This is a genomic window from Halomonas sp. LMYGS-3, from assembly GCF_059509875.1.
Map to the genome: position 1 here is coordinate 352,902 of NZ_JCAKFQ010000001.1, position 23,422 is coordinate 376,323.

A 23,422-nucleotide genomic window follows, 5' to 3' on the forward strand; every position below is an offset into this window, starting at 1 on the left:
GCTGCGGGCTGCGGGCTATCCTGATATTCGTGGCTCGTGGCTCGTGGCTCGTGGCTCGTGGCTCGTGGCTCGTGGCTCGTGGCTCGTGGCTCGTGGCTCGTGGCTCGTGGCTCGTGGCTCGTGGCTCGTGGCTCGTGGCGACTGTGCGTGGCCGCATGGCTGGGCTATCTTTGGGGCCATCGCCAATCCGCAGGGAGCCCAACCATGACCGTGATGACCGCCGCCGCCATCGAGGACTTTCTCGACGAGGTGTTTCCCCAGCGTGCCGGGACCATCGAGGGCGTTGGCCACATGCGGGCCACCATGAGTCTGGCGATCGAGGACGAGCACCTGCGTCCCGGTGCCAGCGTCTCCGGCCCCACCCTGATGGGGCTGGCCGACGTCTGCCTCTATGTGGCGATCCTCGCCCAGATCGGCCCGGAGCCCATGGCCGTGACCAGCGACCTGCACTGCCGTTTCCTGCGCCGCCCGCGGGGCGACCGCGACGTCATCGCCAACGCCAGCATCGTCAAGCTGGGCAACCGCCTGGCGGTGGGGGAGGTGCAGCTCTTCTCCGCCGGCGACGAGCGGCCGGTGGCGCTGGTGACGGCGACCTATGTGTTGCCCGACCGTGACTAGCTGGCGGTTCTGGCGCGCAGCACGCAGGCCGCCAGCGCCAGCCAGCCGGCGATCATCAGCACGCCGCCCAGCGGCGTGACCATGCCCAGCCCGCGCACGCCGGTCAGGGCCAGCGCATAGAGCGAGCCGGAGAACAGCAGCATGCCCGCTATCCAACAGGACAGCACCAGGCGCTGGCCCGCCAGGGGCGTGGCGGCGCGCCAGGCCAGCACCGCCAGCAGGGCCAGGGTATGCCAGGCCTGGTAGCGCACCCCGGTCTCGAAGGCGGCCGCCAGACGGGGAGCGAGCTGCCCCTCCAGGGCATGGGCGCCGAAGGCCCCGGCCATGACCACCAGGGCGCCCGAGAGCGCGCCTGCGCACCACCACCCCCTGTCCTGCATGGGCCGGCCTCCCCGTCTCTCGCGATATGGTTGCGAATCGGTGCCTACCGTACCCTGGCCGGCTCGACTCCGCTACAATAGTGTCCCCGCGAATCCCCGAGCACGAAGAGAGGACGCCATGCAGATTCAACTCAATGGCGAAGCGCGCACCCTGACGCCCGACCTCACGGTCGCCGAACTGGTCGAGTCCCTGGGGCTCGCCGGTCGCCGCATCGCCGTGGAGGTCAACGAGGAGATCGTGCCGAAGAGCGAGCACGGCGAGATCCGTTTGACCGAGGGCGACCGGGTCGAGGTCGTTCACGCCATCGGCGGCGGCTAGCCGCCGAGCACTCGGTCGTCGGGCATTCCACGGGTATACAGGAGCAGAGCATGAGTGACTTTTTCCAGGACCAGCCGCTGAACATCGCCGGGCGCGAGTTCACCTCCCGCCTGCTGGTCGGGACCGGCAAGCACAAGGACTTCGACGAGACGGCCGAGGCCATCGCCGCCAGCGGCGCCGAGGTGGTGACCTTCGCGGTGCGCCGCACCAACCTGGGGCAGGAGGCCGGCGAGCCCAACCTGCTGGACGCCGTGCCCCCGGAGCGCTTCACCCTGCTGCCCAATACTGCCGGTTGCTATACCGCCAAGGATGCGGTGCGTACCTGCCGGCTGGCCCGTGAGCTGCTCGACGGTCATAACCTGGTCAAGCTCGAGGTGCTGGGCGACGACTCGACCCTCTATCCCAACGTGGTCGAGACCCTGTCGGCCGCCGAGACGCTGATCGCTGACGGCTTCGACGTCATGGTCTACACCAGCGACGATCCCATCGTCGCCCGGGAGCTCGAGCGCCTCGGCTGCTGCGCCATCATGCCGCTGGGGTCGCTGATCGGATCCGGCCACGGCATCCAGAACCCGTACAACATCCGCCTGATCATCGAACAGGCCAGCGTGCCGGTGCTGGTGGATGCCGGCATCGGCACCGCCTCCGACGCGGCCCTGGCGATGGAACTCGGCTGCGACGGTGTGCTGATGAACTCCGCCATCGCCCATGCCCGCCAGCCGGTGCTGATGGCCGGCGCCATGAAGAAGGCGGTGGAGGCCGGCCGCGAGGCCTTCCTGGCGGGGCGCATGCCACGCCGGCAGAGCGCCGATCCCTCCTCGCCCTTCGCCGGCCGCATCAACGGCTGAGCCGGCGGCCACCAGAGCTAGCTAGAGAGTCCCTGCCGATTCCATGAACGATTCGCCACACGACGCCCCCGTCTCGACCACCGGCCCGGAAGGGCCCGACGCCCCGCTGCATCGCCGCGGCATCAAGAGCTATGTGCTGCGCGCCGGCCGGATGACCCAGGCCCAGACCCGCGGCCTCGAGGAGGTCTGGCCGCGGCTGGGGCTCACGCTGGCGGATGGCCGGCAGGACCTCGAGGCCCTGTTCGGCCGCCGGGCGCCGCGGGTGCTGGAGATCGGCTTCGGCATGGGCGCCTCGCTGGTCGAGCAGGCCGCGACCCACCCGGATACCGATTTCATCGGTATCGAGGTGCATGCCCCCGGCGTCGGCAAGCTGCTCGACGAGGCCGACAAGCGTGGCCTGACCAATCTCCGGGTCTACCGCGAGGACGCCCTGGCGGTGCTCGAGCAGTGCCTGCCGGAGGCGAGCCTCGACACCTTGCAGCTCTTCTTCCCCGACCCCTGGCCGAAGAAGAAGCACCACAAGCGCCGCATCGTCCAGCCCGCCTTCGTCGAACTGGTGCGCACCCGGCTCAAGCCCGGCGGCCTCTTCCACCTGGCCACCGACTGGGAGGCCTACGCCGAGTGGATGGCCGAGGTCATGGGCGCGGCCCCGGGATTCGCCAATACCGCCGGGCCCGAGACCACGCCCTATGTGAAACGCCCCGAGTTCCGCCCGCTGACCAAGTTCGAGGCTCGCGGCGAACGTCTCGGTCATGGCGTATGGGACCTGATCTTCGAGCGCCGTGCATAGCCAGGCCAACGCCGACGATGGCGATGGCCATGCCGGCGATGCCGCCGGGCCCCGGCTGCTCACCGAACATCGCCGCGGCCCAGAGCAGCGTCACCGGTGGCGTCAGATAGATCAGCGTCGAGGTCAGGGTGACGCCCAGCCGCCGCAGGCAGGCGATGAAGAAGCCGTAGCCGCCGAGGCTCGACAGCACGATCAGCCAGCCGATCGCCGCCAGGGAGGTCGGCTCGAGGTGGAGTACCGCCACGCGGCCGCCCCCCTCGACCAGGGCCGCGACCGTGAAGACCGCGGCCGCGGCGGTCAATTGGGCCGTCAGGGTCGCGGCCATCGGCAGCGCCGTCGACCCGCGGACGGCCAGCACGCTGCCGAGGGTGACCGAGACCACCGCCAGCAGCGGCAGGGCATACGCCCACGGCGGGGCGCCGGTGCCGCGCTCGAGGTCGTCGAGCACGCACAGCATGACCCCGAGGGTGGCGAGCGCCATGCCCGCCCAGCCCCGAGGCGCCAGGCGCTCGCCGAGCCAGGGCCCGGCCAGCACCGCCGCCAGCAACGGCTGCAGGGCGGTAAGGAGGGCAGTCACGCCGGCGCTGACGCCGAGCTGGATCGCCAGGATCACACCGAGCAGGTAGCCCCCCATGGTCAGGCTGCCGATGCCTGCCTCGCGAAGCATGTCTGGCCAGGCGGCCGCTCCCCTTTCGCGCCACCGCGACCAGAGTCCCACCAGCAGGCTGGCCAGGCAGAAGCGCCAGGCAAACAGGGCCAGTACCGGCATGGTGGCCTCGGTCGCCAGCCGTCCGCCGACGAATCCCGAGCTCCAGCACACCACGAAACCCGTGGCGATCAGCGGCGTCAGCAGGGTGGGGGGCATCGCTGTCTCTCCCGTCAGGCGATCGTCGCCCTTGAGCCTGCCGCACGAATCGATTTCAATAAATCGAAAATAATTTCAAGGAGAGTTCAATATGGCTGAAGTCATCGCCTCGGCCCTGGATCTCGAGTTGCTGCGCAGTTTTCAGGTGGCGGCACAGTCGGGCTCGCTCGGCGCTGCCGCGCAGCAGCGGCATCGCACCACCAGTGCCATCAGCATGCAGATCAAGCGGTTGGAGGAGGTGCTCGGCACGCGGCTGCTGGAGCGAGGCCCGCGGGGGGTGACGCCGACCGCTGCCGGGGAGGCCCTGCTGCAGGAGTCGCGCGAGCTGTTGCGGCTGCACGACGGGATCCTGTCGCGTTTCACCGGCCGGGGGCTGGGCGGCAAGGTGCGCCTCGGCCTCCCGGAAGACTATGCCCGTGAGCTGCTCGTCGACGTGCTGCCGGACTTCATCGCCCGCCACCCCGATGTACTGCTGGAAGCGGTCACCGCCACCAGCGGTGAACTGGCGCGACAGTTGACCCGATCCCGGCTGGCGCTGGCGGTGGTCCTCGACCGCCCCCATCCGCTCGCCGGTGGGGTGGCGCTATGGCGGACCGCGCCGGTGTGGGCCGGCCCCCGCGTGGGGCGGTTGACCGATCGGGCCAGCGTTCCCCTGGCCCTGCATGAGGTCGACTGCCCTTATCGGGAGCTGGCGGTCGAGGCGCTGGAAGCCTCGGGACGGCCCTGGCATGCAGTCTTCACCAGTACCAGCATCCACGCCGTGGAAAAGGCGGTCGAGGCCGGCCTGGCGATCAGCGTGATCGACCGCGAGCGACTGACCCCGGCGATGCGTGAGCTGGGGCGTAACGAGGGCTTGCCGATGTTGCGACCCTGCGAGGCGCGCCTGCACTTCGCCAAGCGCATCGACGAGGCGTCGCGCCCGGCGGTGGATGCCCTCGCTGCGTTACTCCACGAGCGCCTGCACGAGCGTGGCCCCTGGCGCGCGGCACCTCGGCCGGCCTGATCGGGCAACATAAGCTGAACCAAAAAAAACGCCACCCGGGGGGGTGGCGGCAAGACCGTGACTAGCAATGAGAGGGAGAAACCATGGCAGGAGACTGGCGGGCCCTGCCCTGGCCGTGGCGCCTCATCAACGCCACGGCCTCAATGTAAGTCATTCTCATTACCGTTGTCAACACGAATGCGAATATTTTTTGTTTGTGTGGCTGCGGTTAGCCCGCGAGCCTCAGCCACAGGGGCAATGTCACCATCGCCAGCAGCGTCTGGCCGGTGATCAGCGCCGCCATCAGCTCGGCGTCACCCCCCAGTTGGCGGGCCAGGATATAGGCCGAGGTGGCGGTGGGCAGGGCGGCGAACAGCAGGGCCACGTCGCGGCTCACCGGGTCGAGCCCCAGCACCAGGGCGAGGCCCAGGGCCAGGGCCGGCATCAGCACCAGCTTGACCAGGTTGGTGGCCCAGACGCCACGATCCAGGCGGAGCAGGGCGGCGGGGCGCAGCGCCACCCCCACCGCGACCAGGCCCAGCGGCAGGGCGGCGCGCCCCAGCAGTTCCACGGTGGCGCCGCTCCAGCCGGGCAGGCCAAGGCCACTGACATTGAGGCCGATGCCGATCAGGCAGGCGAGGATCAAGGGGTTGCGGATCAGGGCCGCCAGACTCCGCCCCAGGCTGGAGGGGCCCAGGGTGCCGGCGGCGATGAAGCTGGCCACGCAGAGCACGTTGACCACCGGCACCATCAGCGCCACCGCCACCGCGGCCACGGTGGCACCGGCGGTGCCGTGCAGCGCCGCGGCGCTGGCCACGCCGACATAGGTGTTGAAGCGCAGGGCGCCCTGGAAGGCCGAGGTGAAGGCGGGGGCCGAGAGCCGTAATCGTGTGCGCAGACACCACAGCAGGACACCGAACAGCCCCATGGCGCCGAGCAGGACCAGGGCCAGCCGGGCCACCGGTACCTGGCTCACGTCGGCGGTAGCCAGCGTCGAGACCAGCATGGCGGGAAACAGCAGGAAGTAGATCAGCCTTTCCAGCTGTGGCCAGAAGTCGCCCCCAGGCTGGCGGATCCGGGCCAGCAGGGCCCCCAGCAGGATCAGCAGGAACAGCGGCCCCAGTGCGCTTGCCACGCCTTCCATGACTCTCTCCCTTGTCGTACCGCCCTGCGACATCCTTGCGCAGTCCGCCCAGGGCAAATGCTGATAAGCTTACCCTCATCCTGCCCGCTTTGGAGTAGCCCTTTCGCCGCCATGCCCGATCGTCTCTCGATGGAAACCGCCGGTATCTCGCGCTCCCCGCTGCTGCGCCTGCTGATGCTGGTGACGCTGGTGGTCATCGCCGTGGCGCTCTGGTACCTGACGAATTATCGACTCCGCGGCGACGGCGAGGTGCGCTGGTTTGCCCCCGAGGCGTCCTGCGACTTGCATGCCGGCGCCTGCACGGCGACCCTTGATCGAGGGGCTCACCTCACCCTCGAGGCCGACGTCGCGGGACGGATCCGGGCGCTGGAGATCCTGCCCCTGGCGGTGAACCTCGAGGGCCTGAAGGCAGAGTCGGTGCGGGTTGAATTCGTCGGCCGCGACATGGACATGGGGCTGTATCGCTTTCCGCTCGCTCCCGGTGCCGACGGCGTCTACCGCGGCGAGGGCCAGGTGGCGATCTGTACCGAGTCGGTCATGCCGTGGCGGGCCAGGGTGATAGTGGAGACTCCCCGGGGCAGCCTGGGGAGCTGGTTCGATTTCGATGTGGAGCGACACACACCATGAAGCGACAAGGGATCTGGATGGGGCTGGGGGTGATCGTGCTGGCGATCGCGCTCGGCGGTTATGGCTGGTATCAGCAGGCCGCCCGTGATCCGGGCAACGGCCCCCAGGGCGGCCCCGTGGAACTCTCCTCGACCCATGGCGACTTCTCGCTGAGCCAGCTCGACGACGATCAGCTGGCGGTGCTCTTCTTCGGTTACACCTACTGCCCCGATGTCTGCCCCATGAGCATGGCGGTGGTGCGCCAGGCATTGTCCGAGCTCGACGAGGCGAGCCGCGAGCGGGTGGTGCCGGTGATGATCTCGGTGGACCCCGAGCGCGACACCCTGGAGCGGCTGGCCGAGTACACTGGCTATTTCGGCGACGCCTTCATCGGTGCCACCGGCAGCGAGGCGCAGCTCGAGGAGATCGCCGAGCGCTACGGCGTGGTCTGGAGGCGCGTGGAGACGCCGGAGTCGGCAATGGTGTACACCATCGACCACAGCTCGTCGCTCTACCTGGTCGACCGGGAGGGGCGAATCCAGAAGCGCGTGCTCTATTCGCCGGCGCCGCATGCGCTGGTCTCGGCGCTGAAGAGCGAACTCGACGGCTGAGCCGGGTTCCCCGTCAGGGCGACGGGGGCTGCTCCGCCAGCCGGTCGATCATGCCCATCAGGGCGCGCGCCTGGGTGCCTTCCCGGGTGTCATGCAGCGGGTTCAGCTGCCAGGTGCTCTCGGCGAATCCCCACCAGTCCCAGCAGCCCTGGGGGTTGGCCAGGCTGGTTTCCGTCTGGGGATAGAGGATCACGCGACGATTGGTGGCCGCCCATTCGTTCAGCCCGCTGTGGCGCACGAAGGCGTCGTCGATCTGCTCGGCCCCCATGGCACAGCCGTGCAGTGCCAGGGTCAGTCCGCAGTCGCCCGCCTCGCACTCCCCCGGCACGAACAGGTAGCCCGCCTCGTCGAAGCCCTTGCCGTCGAGGAAAGAGGCCTGGGAGAAAGGCGTCAGTCGACCGTCCGGCACCCTCTCGGCCGGCGGGTCGAGTGCGCCGTGCAGCCAATCCAGCGTCTCACCGGCGATGTCCAGATCGCAGGCCAGCAGGTGGGTGCCACCGCCGAGGTGGCAGTCGGCCAGGTCGGTGGTGGGCACGGGCTCCGCGCGGTGGCCCACCACCGGCCAGCCGTGGCCGACGCCCTCGCTCTCCATCAAGCGCAGTTGCCCACCGGGGGCTTCCAGCCAGTCACGGAACTGCTCGGCCAGGGCGTGGCCCAGGGCGGGCGATACCGTCTCGTCCTCGGCGCCATGCCAGACGAATACCCGTAGCTGCGCCAGTGCCTCGGGGGAGCCCACCAGGCCACGCTCCAGATAGTCCCGGTGGCGATGCCTCAGCTCGTCCAGGTCCGGTGGGCCGAGCCGGGAGGACATGCACTGGCCGAGGGCCCGACGCAGGGTGCCCTGGGCGCAGGACCAGGGTCCTGCCGCCAGCACGGCCAGGCCCTGGAAGCGTTCCGGCCAGGCCACCGCCAGCTGGGTGGCCATGTAGCCACCGGAGGAGACGCCGACGACGCTGACGTCGTCGGCGGCGATACCCAGCCGGGGCAGTTCGGGGAGCCGCTCGGCGGCGGCGAGAGGAGCCGCCAGCCCCGTCAGGACGAGGCCGGCGGCAAGGGAGGCGAGAAGGTTCATGGCCGCTGGTCAGTCGGCGTCCACGCCGAGCAACTCGACCTTGAAGATCAGCGTCTCGTGGGGGCCGATGGGGCCTTGACCCCGGGCACCGTAGGCAAGGTCGGAAGGAATGACGATCTCCCAGGTGTCGCCGACGCTCATCAGCTGCAGTGCCTCCTGCCAGCCCTCGATGACCTGACCGACGCGGAAACTGACCGGCTCGCCGCGTTCGTAGGAGCTGTCGAAGACGGTGCCGTCGATCAGGGTGCCCTCGTAGTGGACCTCGACGCTGGACTCGGGACCCGGCGAGGCACCGTCGCCGGCTTCCAGCACCTTGTACTGCAGGCCGGAGTCGGTGACCTCGACGCCCTCCTGCTCGGCATTGGCGGCGAGGAAGGCTTCGCCGTCGGCGCGGTTGCTTTCGGCCATCTGCTCCGCCTCGGCCTCGCGGGCGGCGATGGCCTCCTGCTGGAAACGCATCAGGGCCTCGGCCATCTCCTCGTCACTCATGGCCAGCTCGCCGCCTTCGAAGACGTCACGAATCGCCTGGGTGAAGGCGTCGACATTCAGGTCGGCGACGTCTTGCTGGATGCTCTGGCCCAGGGTCACGCCGAGGCTGTAGCCGAGGCGCTCATCGTCGGTCTCCGGTGCCGCCAGCGCGAAGGGGGCGGCACTCAGCAGAGCGGTCAGGGATGCAGTGGTCAGCAGTCTTTTCATGAACAAGCCTTGTGGTCCAGGCGCCGGGGCGCCAGTGCATGGAAACCATGGGACTGTAACAGGGCCGGGCCGGTTCCGCACCAGAGGGAGGCGCGGGGCCGGCCCGGCAGGCGGGGTCAGACGACCAGGGTCGGACAGTGGGCCGAGCCTGCCACTCGCTGGGACACGCTGCCCAGCAGCAGGCTCTTTTCGCCGTTGGTGCCCTGGGAGCCGATCACGATCAGGTCGCACTCGCGCTTGCGCGCGAAGCGCACGATGGTGCGCGAGGGGCGACCGCCCTTGACGAAGGCGCGCAGCCTGGTCGGCTCGGCCCCCAGCTCCAACGCCGTGCTCTTGGCGTGCACGGCGATCTCGGTGGCGTACTCCTTGAGGGCGTCGTCGGGGATGTCCAGCTTGTCGGGCCGGACCATGGAGAGCGAAGCTTCCAGCAGGCTGTGGTGCTTGAACACACACAGGATGTAGAGCTCGGCACCGGTCAGCAACTGCAGCCCCACGGCCTTCTCCAGCGCCTTCAGTGCCCCCTTCGAGCCATCCACCGGTATCAGTATCCGATTGAACATCGTTACCATCTCCTGGGGTTAGTGGTCCCGGATCAGCGGAAGGCCAGGTCGCGCAGGAACAGCGCGATCTGCGGGAAGATGATGATGAGCGCCGCTGACAGCACCAGCATGAAGACGAACGGCGGCGTGCCGCGGATCACCTCCCAGTAGGGTCGCTTGAAGATGGCGATGGCGGTGAAGATGTCGCAGCCAAAGGGCGGCGTCGCCGAGCCGATCGCCACCTGCAGGGTGATCAGCACGCCCACCAGCACCGGGTCGAGCCCCGAAGCGGCGATGGCCGGGGCGAAGATCGGCGTCAAGACCAGGATCACCACGATGGGGTCGACGAACATGCAGGCGACGAAGAAGGCCACCGAGATGGCGACCAGCACGCCGATCGGCCCGGCCTCGTGGATCCCGAAGGCGGCGAGGAGCGTCTGCGGGATCTGGGCGAAGGAGATGATCCAGGAGAAGCCGTTGCCCACCGCCACCAGGATGAAGACCACGGCGGTGATCAGGCCGGTCGACTTGGCGATGGTGTAGATGTGGTGCAGCTTCAGCGAGCGGAAGACCACGAACTCGAGCAGCACCGCATAGAGCACACAGGCCGCCGCCGCCTCGGTGGGACTGAAGACGCCGCCGTAGATGCCGCCGACGATCAGCACCGGGAAGCCCAGCGGCCAGAGGGCGTCACGCACCGCCAGGGTGCGCTCCTTCCAGGTGGAACGGGGCTCGGTGGGCACCTTCTTGATGATGGCGTAGACCACGCAGTAGACCGAGAACATGGCCAGGATCAACAGCCCCGGGCCGATGCCGGCGATGAACAGCTCGCCGATGGAGGTGCCCGAGATGACCCCGTAGATGATCATGCCGATGCTCGGCGGGATCAGGAAGGCGATGTCGCTGGAGTTGATGATCAGCGCCAGGGTGAAGGGGTCCTTGTAGCCGGCCTTGAGCATGCGCGGCCGCAGCGGCGAGCCGACCGCCACTACCGTGGCCTGGGTGGAGCCCGAGACGGCGCCGAACAGGGTGCAGGAGGCCGCGGTGCTCACCGCCAGCCCGCCCTTGATGTGGCCGACGAAGCTCATGACCATGTTGATCAGGCGGTTGGCCGACTGGCCGCGGGTCATGATGTCGGCGGCCAGGATGAACAACGGCACGGCGATCAGCGCGGTGGGGCGGATGCCGCCCATCAGCTGCTGGATCAGGGTTTCCATCTGGCCGGTACCGCCGAAGGTCATGTAGAAACCGACGAAGGCCGCCGTGGCCAGGGGAATCATCATCGGGAAGCCCAGCAGGAGCAGCACGATCATGATGGAGACGATGATGGTTGTCATGGGGGATTCCTCGCGTGCCCTGCGTCAGACTTCCGTTTCCGTGTCCTTGTAGCCGTCTACCACATGGGTCGACAGGTAGACATCACGGGAGGTGAGGTTCTTGATCGCGGTCAGCAGGTACTGGATGCCGGTGATGGTGAAGCCGACCGGGACCCAGACGTACATGATCCACACCGGGATGCTCAGTGACGGCAGCACCCGGCCGCGCCCGTAGACGGTGGTGATGTAGCCGATCGAGTAGTAGCAGAGCACGAACATCACCAGGGAGGTGAACAGGCAGATGAAGATCATCAGGGCGCGGCGCCCGCCGGTGGGAAGGGCATCGTAGATGGCCGACATGCGGATGTGTCGGCCATGGCGCGCCGCATAGCCGATGCCGGCGAAGGTCACCATCACGATCAGGATGCGGTTGACTTCCTCGGAGAAGTGCAGGCTCTCGCCGAACACGAAGCGACCGATGACGTTGGCGATGGTATTGATGGCCATGAGGATAATCCCCATGGCCAGGATCACCGCCTCGATCTTGCTGATCCAGGTATCGATCGGCCCCAGCGGGCCGGGCAGCGTCGACCGGTAGTGCTTTTCGGATTCTTCTTCAGTCATGTGACCAGACTCCTGAGGGGGGTCCCCGAGAGATGAGTTGTCGCCTTGCTCGTTCTCAAGGGTACGCAACGGGTGAACGTATCCCGTGCCGGGGCTTCAACGCTGATTGGCCGGGGCCCAACGCCAAGGGGGCAGCCGGACGGCTGCCCCCTTGGCGTGCTTGCGGCGGAGCGGCCCTGAGGCTTACTCGCCTCTCACGGCTTCCAGGTCGGCCTTGAACTGGTCGAGCAGTTCCTGGCCACGTTCGCCGGTCATCTCGATGAACTCCTCCTCGACCTGCGGGGCACGCTCGCGGAAGGCCTGGATCTCCTCCTCGGTCAGGCGCGTCACGGTGACCTCGTCGGAGGCCTCCTGGATCTTGGCCAGGGACTCCTCGGCCAGGCCCTGGATGTGCTCGATGGTGTGGTCGTAGGCCGCATCGGCGGCATCACGCACCAGTTGCTGCTCCTCCTCGGAGAGGCCGTCGAAGAAGTCCTGGTTGGCCATCATGGCGGTAGTGAACCAGCCGTGGCCGGTGAACACCAGGTGGGGGGAGACCTCGTAGAGGCCGCCGGACTCGATCCAGAAGATCGGGTTCTCCTGACCCTGGATGATGTTGGTCTGCAGACCGCCATAGACCTCGCCCCAGGGCAGTGGCGTCGGGCTGGCACCGAAGGCCCGATAGGTAGCGGCGAGCAGCGGGTTGGTCATGGTGCGGATGTTCTTGCCGCGCAGCTCTTCCGGGGTGCGGATCGGCTCGTCGACGGTGACGACCATCTCGCCTTCCGGATACATTTTCAGCAGTTCGAGACCCTGTTCGGCGTAGAGCTCGGGGAACATCTCGTTGATGGCCTTGCTCTCGTCGAAGAACTCGAGGACGGTCTCCTCGTCGGTCGGCAGCAGGTAGGGAATGAAGAAGATCTGTGCCTCGGGGATCAGGGCGCCGGTGAAGCCGGGAGACTGGTTGACGAACTGGAGGATGCCGGCCTGGGTCTGCTCCATGATATCGTCGGACTCGCCGAGTTCGCCGAAGCGATAGATCTGAACGGTATTATCGGAGTTTTCCTCGATATATTCCTTGAAGGCGACGGCAAAGACGTCCTGAACGTCGCCCTCGAACTCCTCATGAGCATAGCGCCAGTTGGCGGAATGGGCCGCGGCGGACATGCCGAACAGCAGCGCGCCAATACTGGCCGTGGTCAACAGCTTGGTTGCCTTCATTCTGGTGTTCCCCTCGCAGGTTGGACTGGTCAAGATCGGATGATATTGCCAGGTTACGGCAGGTAAAACGCCTGCACGGTTGATTTCAGGCTAGCGTGGCCCCCGAGAGGGGTCAAGCGAGCTTTCTAGCCTTTGCAATGCAGAAAGATGCGATTTTTTCTGTAGTTGCAGGCGGTCTGCGAGATGTTCCTGCAATCCCGGGCCAGGTGTCGGAAGGGGCTTCAGGGGGCAGCGGACGGCGAGCGCCTCGAGGCGGGCGAGGGTCTCCCGCTCGGCCTGGAGCTCGGCCTGCTTCAGGGTATGGCGCAGTTCGGCGACGCCGGGGCGGGTCGTCGCCGCGGCCTTCAGCGAACGACGCAGACGGCGCAGCGGCGCGGTGACCTCCCGCTGCCAGCGCCGGATCTCGGCCAGGCCGGCGGGCTCGTCGGTCAGCTGGAGTCCGTGGTGAAACAGCCAGCAGCGCCACAGCAGTTCGCAGACGTCCAGCCCGGCGTCGTCCTGCAGGTGCAGGCAGGCGGCCTCGACCCCTGTCCGGGCGTAGAGCGCCAGGGCGAAGTCCCAGAGCGGGGCGGCGGCGAGTCGGGCCCGCAGAGCGGGCGGCAATTCGGTAGAATCGGGGATCATCTATCGGCTGTCGTCGTGTCGCGGCGGCAGTCTCACGCACCGCCGAGTGGAGCCAGCATGATCGCACTGCGCCAAGTTTCCCTGCAACGCGGCACCCAGCGACTGTTCGAGGGGGCCGACCTGACCCTGCACGCGGGGCACAAGGCGGGAATCGTCGGGCCCAACGGCGCCGGCAAGTCGAGCCTGTTCGGCCTGCTGCTGGGCCGCCTGGCACCGGACGCTGGCCAGGTGGAGATGAGCGGCGGCCAGCGCATCGCCCACATGGCCCAGGAGGTGGAGGCGCTGGACCGTCCCATCGTCGATTACGTGCTCGACGGTGATCACGAGCTGCGGCGTACCGAGGCCGCCCTCGCGGCAGCCCGCGAGCGGGGCGATGCCCACCGCGAGGCCGAGCTGCACGGCACCATCGAGGCCCTGGACGGCTACAGCGCCCCGGCCCGGGCCGCCCAACTGCTGGTGGGGCTGGGCTTCGCCCAGGCCGATCTCGGGCGGCCGCTGTCCGACTTCTCCGGTGGCTGGCGCATGCGCGCCAACCTGGCCCGCACGCTGTTCATGCCCTCCGACCTGCTGCTGCTCGACGAGCCCACCAACCATCTGGACCTCGATGCCCTGCTGTGGCTCGAACAGTGGCTCACGCGTTATCCGGGCACCCTGCTGCTGATCTCCCACGACCGTGACTTTCTCGATGCGGTCTGTGACCACATCGTGCACTTCGACCGCCAGCGGCTCGCGCTCTACCGCGGCAACTACACCACCTTCGAGCGCACCCGGGCCGAGAAGCTGGCGCTGCAGCAGGCCGAGGCGGCCAAGCAGCAGGCCCGCAAAGCGGAGATCGAGCAGTTCGTGGCGCGTTTCCGCTACAAGGCGACCAAGGCGCGCCAGGCCCAGAGCCGCCTGAAGATGCTCGAGCGCATGGGCGACATCGCCATGGCCCATGCCGATTCCCCCTTCCATTTCACCCTGCCCGCCGCCGACAAGACCTCCCACCCGCTGCTGGTGCTCGACGAGGCGCGGCTCGGCTACCGCGACGAGGTGGGGCAGGAGACGGCCCAGCTCGACGGTGTGAAGCTCACTCTGCTGCCGGGCCAGAGGGTCGGCCTGCTGGGCCCCAACGGGGCCGGCAAGTCGACCCTGATCAAGTCGCTCACCGGCGAGCTCCCGCTACTCGCCGGCAAGCGGGTGCCCGGCGAGCACCTGGCCATCGGCTACTTCGCCCAGCACCAGCTCGAGGGGCTCGATCTCGATGCCACGCCCTTCATGCACGTGCAGCGTCTCTCTCCCACCGCCAGCGACCAGGAGATCCGCAACTTCCTCGGCGGCTTCGGCTTCCAGGGCGACGACGCCTTCGCCCGGGTCGGCAGCTTCTCCGGCGGCGAGAAGGCACGCCTGGCGCTCTCCCTGGTGGCCTGGCAGAAGCCCAACCTGTTACTGCTCGACGAACCGACCAACCACCTCGACCTGGAGATGCGCGAGGCGCTCACCGAGGCCCTGGCGAGCTTCGAGGGCACGGTGATCCTGGTCTCCCACGACCGCCACCTGTTGCGTGCCACGGTGGACGAGTTCTGGCGAGTGGCCGATCACCGGGTCGAGCCCTTCGACGGCGACCTCGAGGACTATCGCGCCTGGCTCAAGGCGCGGCTCGAGGGCGAGCGGCGCGAGGCCCGCAACGACAAGGCCGAGCGGCAGGCGGAGAGCGCGGCACCGAAGGAGGATCGCAAGGCGGCGCGGCGCGCCGCCGCCGAGCTGCGCGAGAAGCTGCGTCCGCTCAAGCGTCAGCGCGACCGGGCCGAGCAGGCCATGGAGAAGGTCCAGGCCGAGCTCGCCGCCGTGGAAGAGGCGCTGGGCGAGGCCGAGCTCTACACCGACCCGGCGCGCAAGGAGGAACTGACCGCCATCCTGGCGCGCCAGGGCGAGCTCAAGTCGCGGCTGGACGACCTGGAGGCCGACTGGCTAGCCGCCGAGGAGGCACTGGAGGCGATGGAGGCGGAGCTGCAGGCCAGTGGGGCTTGATACATCCCGAGCATGACTAGCCGAGGTGAGCGGCGCCGGGGACAGGCCGGCGAGGAGGTCATTTGCCATGGATGGCAAATGTAGCGCCCAGGGATGGGTTCACAGCGCCTCCTCGCCGGCCTGTCGCCGGGATCAGCCGCGGAACTTTCAGCGCGTCTTGTGCCCTTAGCTCTCCAGCAGAAAGGTCACCGGCCCGTCGTTGACCAGCGAGACCTGCATGTTGGCGGCGAACTCGCCGCTGGCGACCTTCGGCCAGGAGGCGCGGGCGCGGTCGAGCAGGTAGTGGAAGAGGCGCTCGCCCTCGGCGGGTGGAGCGGCGCTGGAGAAGCTGGGCCGGAGCCCCTTGCGGGTATCGGCGGCCAGGGTGAACTGCGAAACCAGCAGCAGCCCGCCGTCGACCTGCTGCAGGTTGAGGTTCATCTTGTCCGCCTCGTCGCCGAACACCCGGTAATGCAGCAGCTTGTGCAGCAGCCGGTCGGCGGCGGACTCGTCGTCCCCCTTCTCGACGCCCACCAGGGCCAGCAGACCCTGGCCGATGGCGCCGACCTCGCGGCCTTCCACTTCCACGCTGGCGCGCCGTACGCGCTGAATCAGGGCTTTCATCCGACGAGCTGCCTTCTGCCTGGGAATCAGGCCGGGAAGGGTAGCACGACGGTGGCTACCAGGCGCGACAGAGCATGATGTCGCAGTGGGGTTCGGCCAGCAGCTGCTCGGTGATCTGGCTCTGGCGGCCCAGCTGGCCGCGGCTGCCCAGCGCCAGCAGGTCCGGCGGCTGGCGGCGCAGGCGGGTCATCAGTACCTCCAGCGGGTCGCCCTGTTCCAGCACCAGCTCGAGTTCCGGCACGTCGTCGAGCTCGCTCATCAGCTGCTCGGTCTCGCGCTCGAGTTGGGTGCGCAGTCGGGCCACCTCGCGGTCGCGCCAGCGGGCATAGTCGCTGTCGGAGCCGAGCTCCCGCTCGCCGGGGATGTCCCAGGCATGCAGCAGGGTGAGGCGGGCGTCGGGGAAGCGCTTGAGGGTCTCGCGCAGGGTATGGCGAGAGGTCAGCGAGAAGTCCACCGGGACCAGGATGTCCTGCCACTCCTGGGTGGCCAGGTGGCTCACCGAGAGCACCGGGCAGGGGGCGCTGCGCAGCACCCGGGCCAGGGTGGTGCCGGCGACGAGGTCCGGCTGGCCGCGCTTGCGGTGGGCGCCGAGGACGATCATGTCCACTTCGCGCTCGTGGGCCTCGCGGATGATCTCGGCATAGGCCGACCCGGCCACCGTCTGGATCAACGTCTTCGGCTCGGGCAGGGCGTAGTCTTCGCGGATGTCGGTGAGGATGGCCTTCATGTCGGCGACCACCGCCTCCTCCAGATCGTGCAGCACCCGGTGCGGCAGATAGGGGTCGAGCACATGTATCACGTCGAGGCGGGCACCATGCTCCACCGCCAGGCGCACGGCGCGGGCATAGGCGGCACGGTTCTCGGCGGAAAGATCGCAGGCGAACAGCAGGGTCTGGGTCATGACGCATCCCTCCGGTGCATGAGACCGCCGGGGCATCCCCGACGGGTCGGACCTTCAGGATGGGTGGGGCTCGGCCGGGGTGCAAGCCGAATTGGCGAGCGGCTCATCACCACCAGGCATGGAAGTGGTGCACCGGGCCATGACCCCGGCCCACGTCGAGGCGGTGGCTCTCGGCAAGCGCGACAGCGAGCCAGGCCTTGGCGGCGGCCACGGCGTCGGGCAGGGTGTCGCCGCGCGCCAGCCGGGCGGTGATCGCCGAGGAGAGCGTGCAGCCGGTACCGTGGAGGTTGTCGGTGGCGATGCGCGTCCCTTCCAGCCAGTGGCTGGCGTCGGGCGTGATCAGCAGGTCCGGGCAGGCATCGCCCGCCAGGTGGCCGCCCTTGAGCAGCACCGCCCCGGCGCCGAGTGCGCGCAACTCGGGGGCCAGGGCCGCCATGGCCTCGCGACTGTCGGGAATCGGGCGCTGCAGCAGGACGGCGGCTTCGGGCAGGTTGGGCGTGATCAGGTCGGCCAGCGGCACCAGCACCTCGCGCACGGCGCGGATGCCGGCATCGTCGACCAGAGCATCGCCGCTCTTGGCCACCATCACCGGGTCGAGCACGACCCAGCGCGGCCGCCGGCGCGCGAGGATGGCGCCCAGGGTCTCGGCCACCTCGCGGCTCGCCACCATGCCGATCTTCACGGCATCGATGTCGATGTCGGCCAGTAGCGTCTCGAGTTGGGCGGCGATAAAGTCTGCCGGCACCGGATGCACGCCGGTGACGCCACGGGTGTTCTGGGCGGTCAGGGCGGTGATCACGCTGGTACCATAGGCGCCCAGTGCCGAGAAGGTCTTGAGATCGGCCTGGATACCGGCGCCGCCGCCGGGGTCGGAGCCGGCAATGGTCAGCACGTTGGGAATCGGTTCGGGAAGTGTCATGGCGTCATCGTATCGCAAGGGAGTGTCGGTTGCTCAGGGGGGAGCATGCTGAGCCTGTTCGTAGTGGCCCTGGCCAGCGCCACCCTGCTGCCCGGCGGCTCCGAGGTGTGGCTGGCCCGCCTGTGGTGCCTGGGCGAACCGGTGGCCATGCTCTGGGCGGTGGCCACTGCCGGCAACACCCTGGGCAGCCTGATCAACGTCTGGCTGGGGCGCTATGCCCGTCGCTTCCAGGACCGCCGCTGGTTTCCCGCCTCGCGGGAGGGACTGGCCCGGGCCGAACGCTGGTACTTCCGCTTCGGCGAGTGGAGCCTGCTGCTCTCCTGGGCGCCGGTGATCGGCGACCCGCTCACCGTGCTCGCCGGCGTCTTTCGCCTACCCTGGTGGCGCGCCATCCTGTTGATCACCCTGGCCAAGGGAGCCCGCTATGCCCTCGTCCTCTACCTGGCGCAGAGCTGGCTGGCGCCCCTCTGTCAGTAGAGCAGGGGGGCAGTAAGTGCCCCGGCAAGAGGGGCACTCGTCCTCAGAGCACGGAGGGCAGCCAGGTGGCGATGTCCGGGAACAGGGCCAGCGCCAGCAGCATGCCGAGCTGCAGCAGGATGAACGGGATCACCCCCTTGTAGATCGCCGAGGTCGGCACCGATTCCGGCGTCACCCCGCGCAGGTAGAAGAGCGCGAAGCCGAACGGCGGCGTCAGGAAGGAGGTCTGCAGGTTCACCGCGATCATGATGCCGAGCCAGATCGGGTCGACGCCCATCATCAGCAGCACCGGGCCGACGATCGGTACCACCACGAAGGTGATCTCGATGAAATCGAGAATGAAGCCGAGCAGGAAGATCACCAGCATCACCACCAGGGTGGCGCCGACCACGCCGCCGGGCAGGGCCTCGAACAGCTCGATGACCAGTTCCTCGCCGCCGAAGGCACGGAACACCAGCGAGAAGAGGGTGGCGCCGATCAGGATCAGGAATACCATGCTGGTGACCTGGGTGGTGGAGTGCACCACCTCGCGCAGCATCGGCCGGCTCAGGCGGCGGTTGGCCAGGGCCAGCAGGAAGGCGCCGGTGGCGCCCACCGCCGAGGCCTCGGTGGGGGTGGCGAAGCCGCCGAGGATCGAGCCGAGCACGGCGACGATCAGCAGCACCGGCGGAATCAGGCCCTTGACCAGCAGCGGCCAGAGGCTGCCGCTGTGCCCCAGCTCCTGCATCAGCGCCTGACGGTCGGCCGGCGGCGCTAGCTCGGGCTTCACCCAGGCGATGACCGCCATGTAGACGATGTAGGCCGCCACCAGCAGCAGGCCGGGTATCAGGGCGCCGATGAACAGGTCGCCCACGGAGAGGGTCCTCGGGCTCCATACGCCCATGGCCAGCTGCGCCTGCTGGTAGGCGTTGGAGAGCACGTCGCCGAGCAGCACCAGGGCGATGGAGGGCGGGATGATCTGGCCCAGGGTGCCGGTGGCGCAGATGCTGCCGGTGGCGAGCGCCGGCGAATAGCCACGCTTGAGCATGGTCGGCAGCGACAGCAGGCCCATGGTCACCACGGTGGCACCGACGATGCCGGTGGAGGCTGCCAGCAGCATGCCGACCAGCACCACGGCGATACCGAGCCCGCCGCGCAGGGCGCCGAAGGCCAGCGCCATGGCATCGAGCAGGGTCTCGGCGACCCGCGACTTCTCCAGCAGTACGCCCATCAGCACGAACAGCGGTACGGCCAGCAGGGTCTGGTTGGTCATGATGCCGTAGAGCCGGTTGGGCATGGCGCTCATGTAGCGGGTCTCGAAGGGCACCGGCACGCCCAGTTGCAGCAGCGCGTAGCCGATGCCGGCGAAGATCAGCGCGGTACCGGCCAGCGACAGGGCCACGGGATAGCCCAGCATCAGCACGCTGCAGACGGCGGCGAACAACACCAGCGGCATGAACTCGAGGAGGGTGGCGAGCACTAGAGGGCCTCCTCGTGGCCGGGGGTGTGGCCCGGCAGGCGGCCCCGCAGGATCAGTACCTGACGGATCACCTGGGCGATGGCCTGGATCAGGAGCAGCGCGACCATCACCAGGATCAGGCTCTTGAGCAGGTAGACGGCGGGGATGCCGCCGTCCGGGGAGCGCTCGAGAATCGCCCAGCTGCTCCTCACGTAGCCGAGGCTGGCGAGCGCGATGAACAGCAGCACCGGGATCAGCAGGAAGAGGGTGCCGCCGAGGTCGATCCAGGCGCGGCCGCGGGCGGAGAGTCGGCGGTAGAAGATGTCCACGCGCACATGGCCCTCGTGGCGCAGGGTCCAGGCCGCGCCGAGCATGAACACCATGGCGTGCATGTACATCACCGACTCCTGCATCACGATGCTGTGGATGCCGAAGGCATAGCGCATGACCACGATGGCGAACTGTACCGCCATCATGCCGATGACCAGCCAGGCGATACTGCGCCCGATCAGGTCGGTGAAGGCGTCGAGTCGGGCGAGCAGGGCCGGTTCGCGTGTCGCGGGATTCATGGGGCGTCTCGTGATGAAGGAAAACCGGAGGCGCATCATCGCCGATTCGGGGCCGACCGTCATCCCCGGGTGCTCAACGCGGGGTCAGGGGGACGCGTTTCAGCTGCCGGGTGATGGCCTGGAGGCAGGCCGGTGGCAGGCTCACGTCCACGGCGATCGGCAGGTGGTCGGAGAAGAGGTGGTCGAGCACCCTCACCTCGCCGGCTTCCAGCGAGTCGGAGAGCAGGATGTGATCGAGTGCCCGGCGTGGCTGCCAGGAGGGGTAACTGAGCAGTGGGCGCACCGGGTGCAGTGGCAGCGAGGCGCGGAAGCGATCGTGGGTGTGCAACTGCTCCGGGGTGCAGTTCAGGTCGCCCATCACCACCACATGGCGCAGCGGCTGGATGATCTCGCTCAGGTAGTCGAGCTGGCGCACCCGACCACGATGGCTCAGCGCCAGATGGGCGACGAACAGGTGCAGGGCGTCGGGTCCCTCGCCGTAGCGGGCATGAATGGCGCCGCGGCCGGGCAGGGTGCCCGGCAGGCGGTGCTCCTCGATGCGGGCCGGGGCCAGGCGCGACAGCAGCCCGTTGCTGTGCTGGGCGATGCGGCCCAGGTTGCGGTTGAGCTGCTGGAAGTGGTGCGGAAAGCCGGCTCGGGTCGCCAGGTACTCCACCTGATTGATGTGGCTCGAGCGGAAGCTGCCGCCGTCGACCTCCTGGAGGCCGACGATGTCGAAGCGACCGATCACCTCGCTCATCATGTCCAGACGCCGCATGCGCTTGGGGTGCGGCAGCAGGTGCTGCCAACTGCGGGTCAGGTAGTGATGGTAGGCGGAGGTCTGGATGCCCACCTGCAGGTTGAAGGTGAGCAGTTTCAGGTGGCCGCCGTCGAGCAACGGCATCCTGGCGTCGGCCAGCTGTGACATGTCAGTCCGCACGCTCCTCTCGCACCTTCTCGACCAGGGCATCGGCGATCTGCGGCATGTTGTCGAGGCTGCCGGCGCTGCTCGGTGTCACCAGGTAGCGGCCATCGACGATCAGGGCGGGCACGCCCATCAGGCGCATGGCGCGCATGCGGGCATGGGCCTGGTTGACCCGGCTCTTGACGCCGAAGGAGGTCAGGGCCTCGCGGGCCTCCTCCTCGCTGACGCCATAGTCGCTGAAGAAGGCGGCGATGTCGTCGACTTCGGTGAGGCGGCGGCCGTCCTGGTGGATGGCGTCGAAGAAGTCGGCGTGCAGCGCCTCGCGGATGCCCAGTTCCTCGGCGGCGTAGAAGGCCACCGCATGCTTGTTCCAGTCACCGCCCATGGTACCCGGCAGGTGCACCACGCTGACATCCTCGCCGAGCTCGTCGTACCAGGCGCTGACGGGCCCTTGCAGGCGGTAGCAGTGGGGGCAGCCGTACCAGAAGGCTTCGGTGACCTCGATCTGGCCGTCGTCGACGCGCGTCTCGACGGGGTCGGGGAGCACTTCATAGTGCTGGCCTTCCACCAGGGGGGCGGCCGAGGCCAGGGTCGACAGGCCGAGGCCCGCCAGGGCAATCATCAGGGTCTTGAACATCGGGGGTATCTCTCCTTGAGTGAGCCGGTGCCGCCGACGGGCCCGCGCATCGCTGCCTTTGAGCCCGAATCGCTACCGGGGTTCCCGGCCGATGAGGGGCCTCGCCGAAGACGACAAGGGCGGCCGCGGGGCCGCCCTTGCCTACTGTCACGCGGGGAGGCGGCGGCCTCAGTGCAGGCCGAGCACGTAGTTGGCCACGGCCTGCATGTCGGCATCGCTCATCTTGGCGGCGATGTCGCGCATGATGTCGCTCGGGTCGTTGGTACGCTCGCCGGCGGCGAAGGCCTGCAGGGTGGCGACGGTGTAGTCGGTGTGCTGACCCGAAAGGGCCGGGTAGCCGGCGCTGCCGATGCCCTCGCCGGTCGGGGTGTGGCAGGCGGCACAGGCCGGTATACCCTTGGACATGTCGCCGGCGCGATAGAGTTCACGGCCGCGGGCGACCAGTTCCTCGTCGGGGTCGGCCTGGCCGAGGGCCGGCTCCTGCTCGGCGTAGAACCGGGCCACGTCCCAGGCATCCTGGTCGGAGAAGTCATCGACCTGCCCGGCCATCTGCGGTACCACCCGGTTGCCGTCGCGGATATCCATGATCTGCTTGGCCAGGTAGGACGCCTGCTGGCCGGCCAGGTTCGGGAAGGCGGGGGAGGGACTGATGCCTTCCTGGCCGTGGCAGGCGGCGCAGGGTTGGGCTTTCTCGCGGCCGGCCGCAGCGTCTGCGTCGGCTTCCAGGTCCGCGTGGGCGACACCCACGGTGCCCATGGTGATTGCCAGGCTTGCCAGTAACTTTCTCATCGCTGTTCCACTATGCCGTTACGTTGTTGACCGGTACGTACCCTGGGTGCCGCCCGGATCGCGGAGCCTGCCAGGGCCGGGCGGCGGCCAGGCGGTTCGCGGACGTCGAGGGCGCGGTGGTACACTAGCGTGCCCCGGGTCGCAGATAAAAAGACACTGCATTATAACGAAACACCCCGGCCGCGGGAATGCAAGCCGCGGCCCTGCCACCCTCGACCATCGTCAGGACCTGCCCGCCATGTCGCGACTCGACCATTCGCTCCCTGTTCGTCTCAACTACCAGGCTGCCCGCTTCCTCACCAGCGCCCCGACGCTCGCGACCTGTCCGCCCGACAGCGGCGCCGAGGTGGCCTTCGCCGGACGCTCCAACGCCGGCAAGTCCAGCGCGATCAATGCCCTGACCCGGCAGAAGGCCCTGGCGCGTACCTCCAAGACGCCGGGCCGTACCCAGTTGATCAACTTCTTCACCCTGGGCGACGACACCGCGCGGCGCCTGGTCGACCTGCCCGGCTACGGCTTCGCCAAGGTGCCCGAGTCGGTCAAGCTGGAGTGGCAGCGCCACCTCTCCGACTACCTGCAGCGTCGCGCCTCGCTGCGCGGCCTGGTGCTGGTGATGGACGTGCGCCACCCGCTCTCGGAGTTCGACCAGACGCTGCTGGGCTGGGCCGACGACAAGGCGATGCCGGTGCACATCCTGCTGACCAAGGCCGACAAGCTGAAGCACGGCGCCGCCAAGAACGCCCTGCAGCAGGTGCGCAGCCGGCTGCGGGAGTGGGAGGACCTGGTCAGCATCCAGCTCTTCTCGTCGCTCAAGGGGCAGGGCATCGACGAGGTGCACGCGCGCCTCGACGCCTGGCTGCTGGACGCTGAATAGCGGGGGAGGGACGGGGCTATCCTGGCGGCAGGCCTGCGCGAGTGGCCCCTTTGGGGTCAGACCCCAG

General features: G+C 68.5%; 27 protein-coding genes and 1 pseudogene. 10 read left to right on the forward strand and 18 right to left on the reverse strand.

The genetic code is table 11. The features are described 5' to 3' along the window. The first annotated feature begins 204 nt into the window (after positions 1-204). Positions 205-618, forward strand: a complete 414-nt coding sequence (locus AC5W54_RS01675; RefSeq protein ID WP_495960332.1) for a PaaI family thioesterase — start codon at positions 205-207, stop codon at positions 616-618. Here the strand turns inward: AC5W54_RS01675 and AC5W54_RS01680 are convergent. Then, positions 615-998, reverse strand: a complete 384-nt coding sequence (locus AC5W54_RS01680; RefSeq protein WP_495960333.1) for a DUF423 domain-containing protein — start codon at positions 996-998, stop codon at positions 615-617. The genes AC5W54_RS01675 and AC5W54_RS01680 overlap by 4 nt on opposite strands. A gap of 118 nt (positions 999-1,116) precedes the next feature. Here AC5W54_RS01680 and thiS point away from each other — a divergent pair, with 118 nt between their 5' ends. The 3 genes from thiS to trmB are packed head-to-tail and all read left to right on the forward strand — an operon-like array spanning position 1,117 to position 2,955. After that, entirely contained in the window at positions 1,117-1,317 is a 201-nt protein-coding gene (gene thiS, locus AC5W54_RS01685; protein WP_495960334.1) for a sulfur carrier protein ThiS, read from the forward strand. A gap of 50 nt (positions 1,318-1,367) precedes the next feature. Next, positions 1,368-2,165, forward strand: coding sequence for a thiazole synthase (locus AC5W54_RS01690; protein ID WP_495960335.1), 798 nt, complete (start codon positions 1,368-1,370; stop codon positions 2,163-2,165). A 43-nt stretch (positions 2,166-2,208) separates the two neighbouring features. Then, a complete protein-coding gene (trmB, locus tag AC5W54_RS01695) occupies positions 2,209-2,955 on the forward strand; it encodes a tRNA (guanosine(46)-N7)-methyltransferase TrmB (protein WP_495960336.1) in 747 nt (248 codons plus the stop codon). A 13-nt stretch (positions 2,956-2,968) separates the two neighbouring features. Here the strand turns inward: trmB and AC5W54_RS01700 are convergent. After that, positions 2,969-3,820, reverse strand: a pseudogene (locus AC5W54_RS01700) (DMT family transporter); the annotation flags it as partial. Positions 3,821-3,911: 91 nt separating this feature from the next. On the opposite strand from AC5W54_RS01700, the gene AC5W54_RS01705 reads away from it, so the two are divergent. Beyond that, positions 3,912-4,823 carry a LysR family transcriptional regulator gene (locus tag AC5W54_RS01705; RefSeq protein ID WP_495960337.1) on the forward strand — a complete coding sequence of 304 codons (912 nt, stop codon included), beginning with the start codon at positions 3,912-3,914 and terminating at the stop codon, positions 4,821-4,823. 208 nt (positions 4,824-5,031) lie between these two features. Here the strand turns inward: AC5W54_RS01705 and AC5W54_RS01710 are convergent, their stop codons facing one another. Continuing rightward, positions 5,032-5,946 (reverse strand): AEC family transporter, encoded by a 915-nt coding sequence (locus AC5W54_RS01710; RefSeq protein WP_495960338.1) that lies wholly within the window; start codon positions 5,944-5,946, stop codon positions 5,032-5,034. A 111-nt stretch (positions 5,947-6,057) separates the two neighbouring features. Between AC5W54_RS01710 and AC5W54_RS01715 the strand changes: the two genes are divergently transcribed. Both AC5W54_RS01715 and AC5W54_RS01720 read left to right on the forward strand, forming a co-directional pair. Further along, positions 6,058-6,573: a hypothetical protein gene (locus AC5W54_RS01715; protein ID WP_495960339.1), complete on the forward strand. Its 516-nt coding sequence runs from the start codon at positions 6,058-6,060 to the stop codon at positions 6,571-6,573. Then, entirely contained in the window at positions 6,570-7,163 is a 594-nt protein-coding gene (locus AC5W54_RS01720; protein ID WP_495960340.1) for an SCO family protein, read from the forward strand. The genes AC5W54_RS01715 and AC5W54_RS01720 overlap by 4 nt, the downstream gene beginning before the upstream one ends. A gap of 13 nt (positions 7,164-7,176) precedes the next feature. Here the strand turns inward: AC5W54_RS01720 and AC5W54_RS01725 are convergent, their stop codons facing one another. The 7 genes from AC5W54_RS01725 to AC5W54_RS01755 all read right to left on the reverse strand — a co-directional run bounded on the left by AC5W54_RS01725 (position 7,177) and on the right by AC5W54_RS01755 (position 13,234). Continuing rightward, on the reverse strand, positions 7,177-8,235 hold the full coding sequence (locus AC5W54_RS01725) for an alpha/beta hydrolase family protein (protein ID WP_495960341.1): 1,059 nt from the start codon (positions 8,233-8,235) through the stop codon (positions 7,177-7,179). Positions 8,236-8,244: 9 nt separating this feature from the next. Beyond that, positions 8,245-8,931: a BamJ family beta-barrel-assembly machinery protein gene (bamJ, locus tag AC5W54_RS01730; protein WP_495960342.1), complete on the reverse strand. Its 687-nt coding sequence runs from the start codon at positions 8,929-8,931 to the stop codon at positions 8,245-8,247. 116 nt (positions 8,932-9,047) lie between these two features. After that, positions 9,048-9,491: a universal stress protein gene (locus AC5W54_RS01735; protein WP_495960343.1), complete on the reverse strand. Its 444-nt coding sequence runs from the start codon at positions 9,489-9,491 to the stop codon at positions 9,048-9,050. A 32-nt stretch (positions 9,492-9,523) separates the two neighbouring features. Then, complete coding sequence (locus AC5W54_RS01740) at positions 9,524-10,807, reverse strand: TRAP transporter large permease (protein ID WP_495960344.1); 1,284 nt, start codon at positions 10,805-10,807, stop codon at positions 9,524-9,526. A gap of 24 nt (positions 10,808-10,831) precedes the next feature. Beyond that, positions 10,832-11,410 carry a TRAP transporter small permease gene (locus AC5W54_RS01745; RefSeq protein WP_495960345.1) on the reverse strand — a complete coding sequence of 193 codons (579 nt, stop codon included), beginning with the start codon at positions 11,408-11,410 and terminating at the stop codon, positions 10,832-10,834. A 183-nt stretch (positions 11,411-11,593) separates the two neighbouring features. Further along, positions 11,594-12,610, reverse strand: a complete 1,017-nt coding sequence (locus AC5W54_RS01750) for a TRAP transporter substrate-binding protein (RefSeq protein WP_495960346.1) — start codon at positions 12,608-12,610, stop codon at positions 11,594-11,596. A gap of 90 nt (positions 12,611-12,700) precedes the next feature. Next, positions 12,701-13,234: a TIGR02444 family protein gene (locus AC5W54_RS01755; RefSeq protein WP_495960347.1), complete on the reverse strand. Its 534-nt coding sequence runs from the start codon at positions 13,232-13,234 to the stop codon at positions 12,701-12,703. A gap of 57 nt (positions 13,235-13,291) precedes the next feature. Between AC5W54_RS01755 and AC5W54_RS01760 the strand changes: the two genes are divergently transcribed. After that, entirely contained in the window at positions 13,292-15,244 is a 1,953-nt protein-coding gene (locus AC5W54_RS01760; protein WP_495960348.1) for an ABC-F family ATP-binding cassette domain-containing protein, read from the forward strand. A 165-nt stretch (positions 15,245-15,409) separates the two neighbouring features. Here AC5W54_RS01760 and dtd read toward each other — a convergent pair whose 3' ends face one another. The 3 genes from dtd to thiD form a co-directional block, all read right to left on the reverse strand. After that, a complete protein-coding gene (gene dtd, locus AC5W54_RS01765) occupies positions 15,410-15,847 on the reverse strand; it encodes a D-aminoacyl-tRNA deacylase (protein ID WP_495960349.1) in 438 nt (145 codons plus the stop codon). A gap of 55 nt (positions 15,848-15,902) precedes the next feature. Then, positions 15,903-16,748, reverse strand: coding sequence for a universal stress protein (locus AC5W54_RS01770; protein WP_495960350.1), 846 nt, complete (start codon positions 16,746-16,748; stop codon positions 15,903-15,905). A gap of 106 nt (positions 16,749-16,854) precedes the next feature. Beyond that, positions 16,855-17,667 carry a bifunctional hydroxymethylpyrimidine kinase/phosphomethylpyrimidine kinase gene (thiD, locus tag AC5W54_RS01775; protein WP_495960351.1) on the reverse strand — a complete coding sequence of 271 codons (813 nt, stop codon included), beginning with the start codon at positions 17,665-17,667 and terminating at the stop codon, positions 16,855-16,857. 45 nt (positions 17,668-17,712) lie between these two features. On the opposite strand from thiD, the gene AC5W54_RS01780 reads away from it, so the two are divergent. Further along, positions 17,713-18,144, forward strand: a complete 432-nt coding sequence (locus tag AC5W54_RS01780) for a YqaA family protein (protein ID WP_495960352.1) — start codon at positions 17,713-17,715, stop codon at positions 18,142-18,144. Positions 18,145-18,187: 43 nt separating this feature from the next. Here AC5W54_RS01780 and AC5W54_RS01785 read toward each other — a convergent pair whose 3' ends face one another. The 5 genes from AC5W54_RS01785 to AC5W54_RS01805 all read right to left on the reverse strand — a co-directional run bounded on the left by AC5W54_RS01785 (position 18,188) and on the right by AC5W54_RS01805 (position 22,481). After that, a complete protein-coding gene (locus AC5W54_RS01785) occupies positions 18,188-19,603 on the reverse strand; it encodes a TRAP transporter large permease (RefSeq protein ID WP_495960353.1) in 1,416 nt (471 codons plus the stop codon). Continuing rightward, positions 19,603-20,151, reverse strand: coding sequence for a TRAP transporter small permease subunit (locus AC5W54_RS01790; protein WP_495960354.1), 549 nt, complete (start codon positions 20,149-20,151; stop codon positions 19,603-19,605). Before AC5W54_RS01790 ends, AC5W54_RS01785 begins: the two co-directional genes overlap by 1 nt. Positions 20,152-20,224: 73 nt before the next feature. Continuing rightward, entirely contained in the window at positions 20,225-21,058 is an 834-nt protein-coding gene (locus AC5W54_RS01795) for an endonuclease/exonuclease/phosphatase family protein (RefSeq protein ID WP_495960355.1), read from the reverse strand. A 1-nt stretch (position 21,059) separates the two neighbouring features. Further along, the gene (locus AC5W54_RS01800) at positions 21,060-21,692 is read right to left on the reverse strand and encodes a thiol:disulfide interchange protein DsbA/DsbL (RefSeq protein ID WP_495960356.1); all 633 of its coding nucleotides are present in this window, start codon (positions 21,690-21,692) and stop codon (positions 21,060-21,062) included. A 168-nt stretch (positions 21,693-21,860) separates the two neighbouring features. After that, complete coding sequence (locus AC5W54_RS01805; protein WP_495960357.1) at positions 21,861-22,481, reverse strand: c-type cytochrome; 621 nt, start codon at positions 22,479-22,481, stop codon at positions 21,861-21,863. A 238-nt stretch (positions 22,482-22,719) separates the two neighbouring features. Here AC5W54_RS01805 and yihA point away from each other — a divergent pair, with 238 nt between their 5' ends. Further along, positions 22,720-23,355 (forward strand): ribosome biogenesis GTP-binding protein YihA/YsxC, encoded by a 636-nt coding sequence (yihA, locus tag AC5W54_RS01810; RefSeq protein ID WP_495960358.1) that lies wholly within the window; start codon positions 22,720-22,722, stop codon positions 23,353-23,355. Positions 23,356-23,422: the final 67 nt, after the last annotated feature.

Excerpts from the sequence above, each read along its gene's own strand:
- AC5W54_RS01675 (WP_495960332.1), top strand. The coding sequence starts at position 205 with ATGACCGTGATGACCGCCGCCGCCATCGAGGACTTTCTCGACGAGGTG.
- AC5W54_RS01680 (WP_495960333.1), bottom strand. The coding sequence starts at position 998 with ATGCAGGACAGGGGGTGGTGGTGCGCAGGCGCGCTCTCGGGCGCCCTG.
- thiS (WP_495960334.1), top strand. The coding sequence starts at position 1,117 with ATGCAGATTCAACTCAATGGCGAAGCGCGCACCCTGACGCCCGACCTC.
- AC5W54_RS01690 (WP_495960335.1), top strand. The coding sequence starts at position 1,368 with ATGAGTGACTTTTTCCAGGACCAGCCGCTGAACATCGCCGGGCGCGAG.
- trmB (WP_495960336.1), top strand. The coding sequence starts at position 2,209 with ATGAACGATTCGCCACACGACGCCCCCGTCTCGACCACCGGCCCGGAA.
- AC5W54_RS01705 (WP_495960337.1), top strand. The coding sequence starts at position 3,912 with ATGGCTGAAGTCATCGCCTCGGCCCTGGATCTCGAGTTGCTGCGCAGT.
- AC5W54_RS01710 (WP_495960338.1), bottom strand. The coding sequence starts at position 5,946 with ATGGAAGGCGTGGCAAGCGCACTGGGGCCGCTGTTCCTGCTGATCCTG.
- AC5W54_RS01715 (WP_495960339.1), top strand. The coding sequence starts at position 6,058 with ATGCCCGATCGTCTCTCGATGGAAACCGCCGGTATCTCGCGCTCCCCG.
- AC5W54_RS01720 (WP_495960340.1), top strand. The coding sequence starts at position 6,570 with ATGAAGCGACAAGGGATCTGGATGGGGCTGGGGGTGATCGTGCTGGCG.
- AC5W54_RS01725 (WP_495960341.1), bottom strand. The coding sequence starts at position 8,235 with ATGAACCTTCTCGCCTCCCTTGCCGCCGGCCTCGTCCTGACGGGGCTG.
- bamJ (WP_495960342.1), bottom strand. The coding sequence starts at position 8,931 with ATGAAAAGACTGCTGACCACTGCATCCCTGACCGCTCTGCTGAGTGCC.
- AC5W54_RS01735 (WP_495960343.1), bottom strand. The coding sequence starts at position 9,491 with ATGTTCAATCGGATACTGATACCGGTGGATGGCTCGAAGGGGGCACTG.
- AC5W54_RS01740 (WP_495960344.1), bottom strand. The coding sequence starts at position 10,807 with ATGACAACCATCATCGTCTCCATCATGATCGTGCTGCTCCTGCTGGGC.
- AC5W54_RS01745 (WP_495960345.1), bottom strand. The coding sequence starts at position 11,410 with ATGACTGAAGAAGAATCCGAAAAGCACTACCGGTCGACGCTGCCCGGC.
- AC5W54_RS01750 (WP_495960346.1), bottom strand. The coding sequence starts at position 12,610 with ATGAAGGCAACCAAGCTGTTGACCACGGCCAGTATTGGCGCGCTGCTG.
- AC5W54_RS01755 (WP_495960347.1), bottom strand. The coding sequence starts at position 13,234 with ATGATCCCCGATTCTACCGAATTGCCGCCCGCTCTGCGGGCCCGACTC.
- AC5W54_RS01760 (WP_495960348.1), top strand. The coding sequence starts at position 13,292 with ATGATCGCACTGCGCCAAGTTTCCCTGCAACGCGGCACCCAGCGACTG.
- dtd (WP_495960349.1), bottom strand. The coding sequence starts at position 15,847 with ATGAAAGCCCTGATTCAGCGCGTACGGCGCGCCAGCGTGGAAGTGGAA.
- AC5W54_RS01770 (WP_495960350.1), bottom strand. The coding sequence starts at position 16,748 with ATGACCCAGACCCTGCTGTTCGCCTGCGATCTTTCCGCCGAGAACCGT.
- thiD (WP_495960351.1), bottom strand. The coding sequence starts at position 17,667 with ATGACACTTCCCGAACCGATTCCCAACGTGCTGACCATTGCCGGCTCC.
- AC5W54_RS01780 (WP_495960352.1), top strand. The coding sequence starts at position 17,713 with ATGCTGAGCCTGTTCGTAGTGGCCCTGGCCAGCGCCACCCTGCTGCCC.
- AC5W54_RS01790 (WP_495960354.1), bottom strand. The coding sequence starts at position 20,151 with ATGAATCCCGCGACACGCGAACCGGCCCTGCTCGCCCGACTCGACGCC.
- AC5W54_RS01795 (WP_495960355.1), bottom strand. The coding sequence starts at position 21,058 with ATGTCACAGCTGGCCGACGCCAGGATGCCGTTGCTCGACGGCGGCCAC.
- AC5W54_RS01800 (WP_495960356.1), bottom strand. The coding sequence starts at position 21,692 with ATGTTCAAGACCCTGATGATTGCCCTGGCGGGCCTCGGCCTGTCGACC.
- AC5W54_RS01805 (WP_495960357.1), bottom strand. The coding sequence starts at position 22,481 with ATGAGAAAGTTACTGGCAAGCCTGGCAATCACCATGGGCACCGTGGGT.
- yihA (WP_495960358.1), top strand. The coding sequence starts at position 22,720 with ATGTCGCGACTCGACCATTCGCTCCCTGTTCGTCTCAACTACCAGGCT.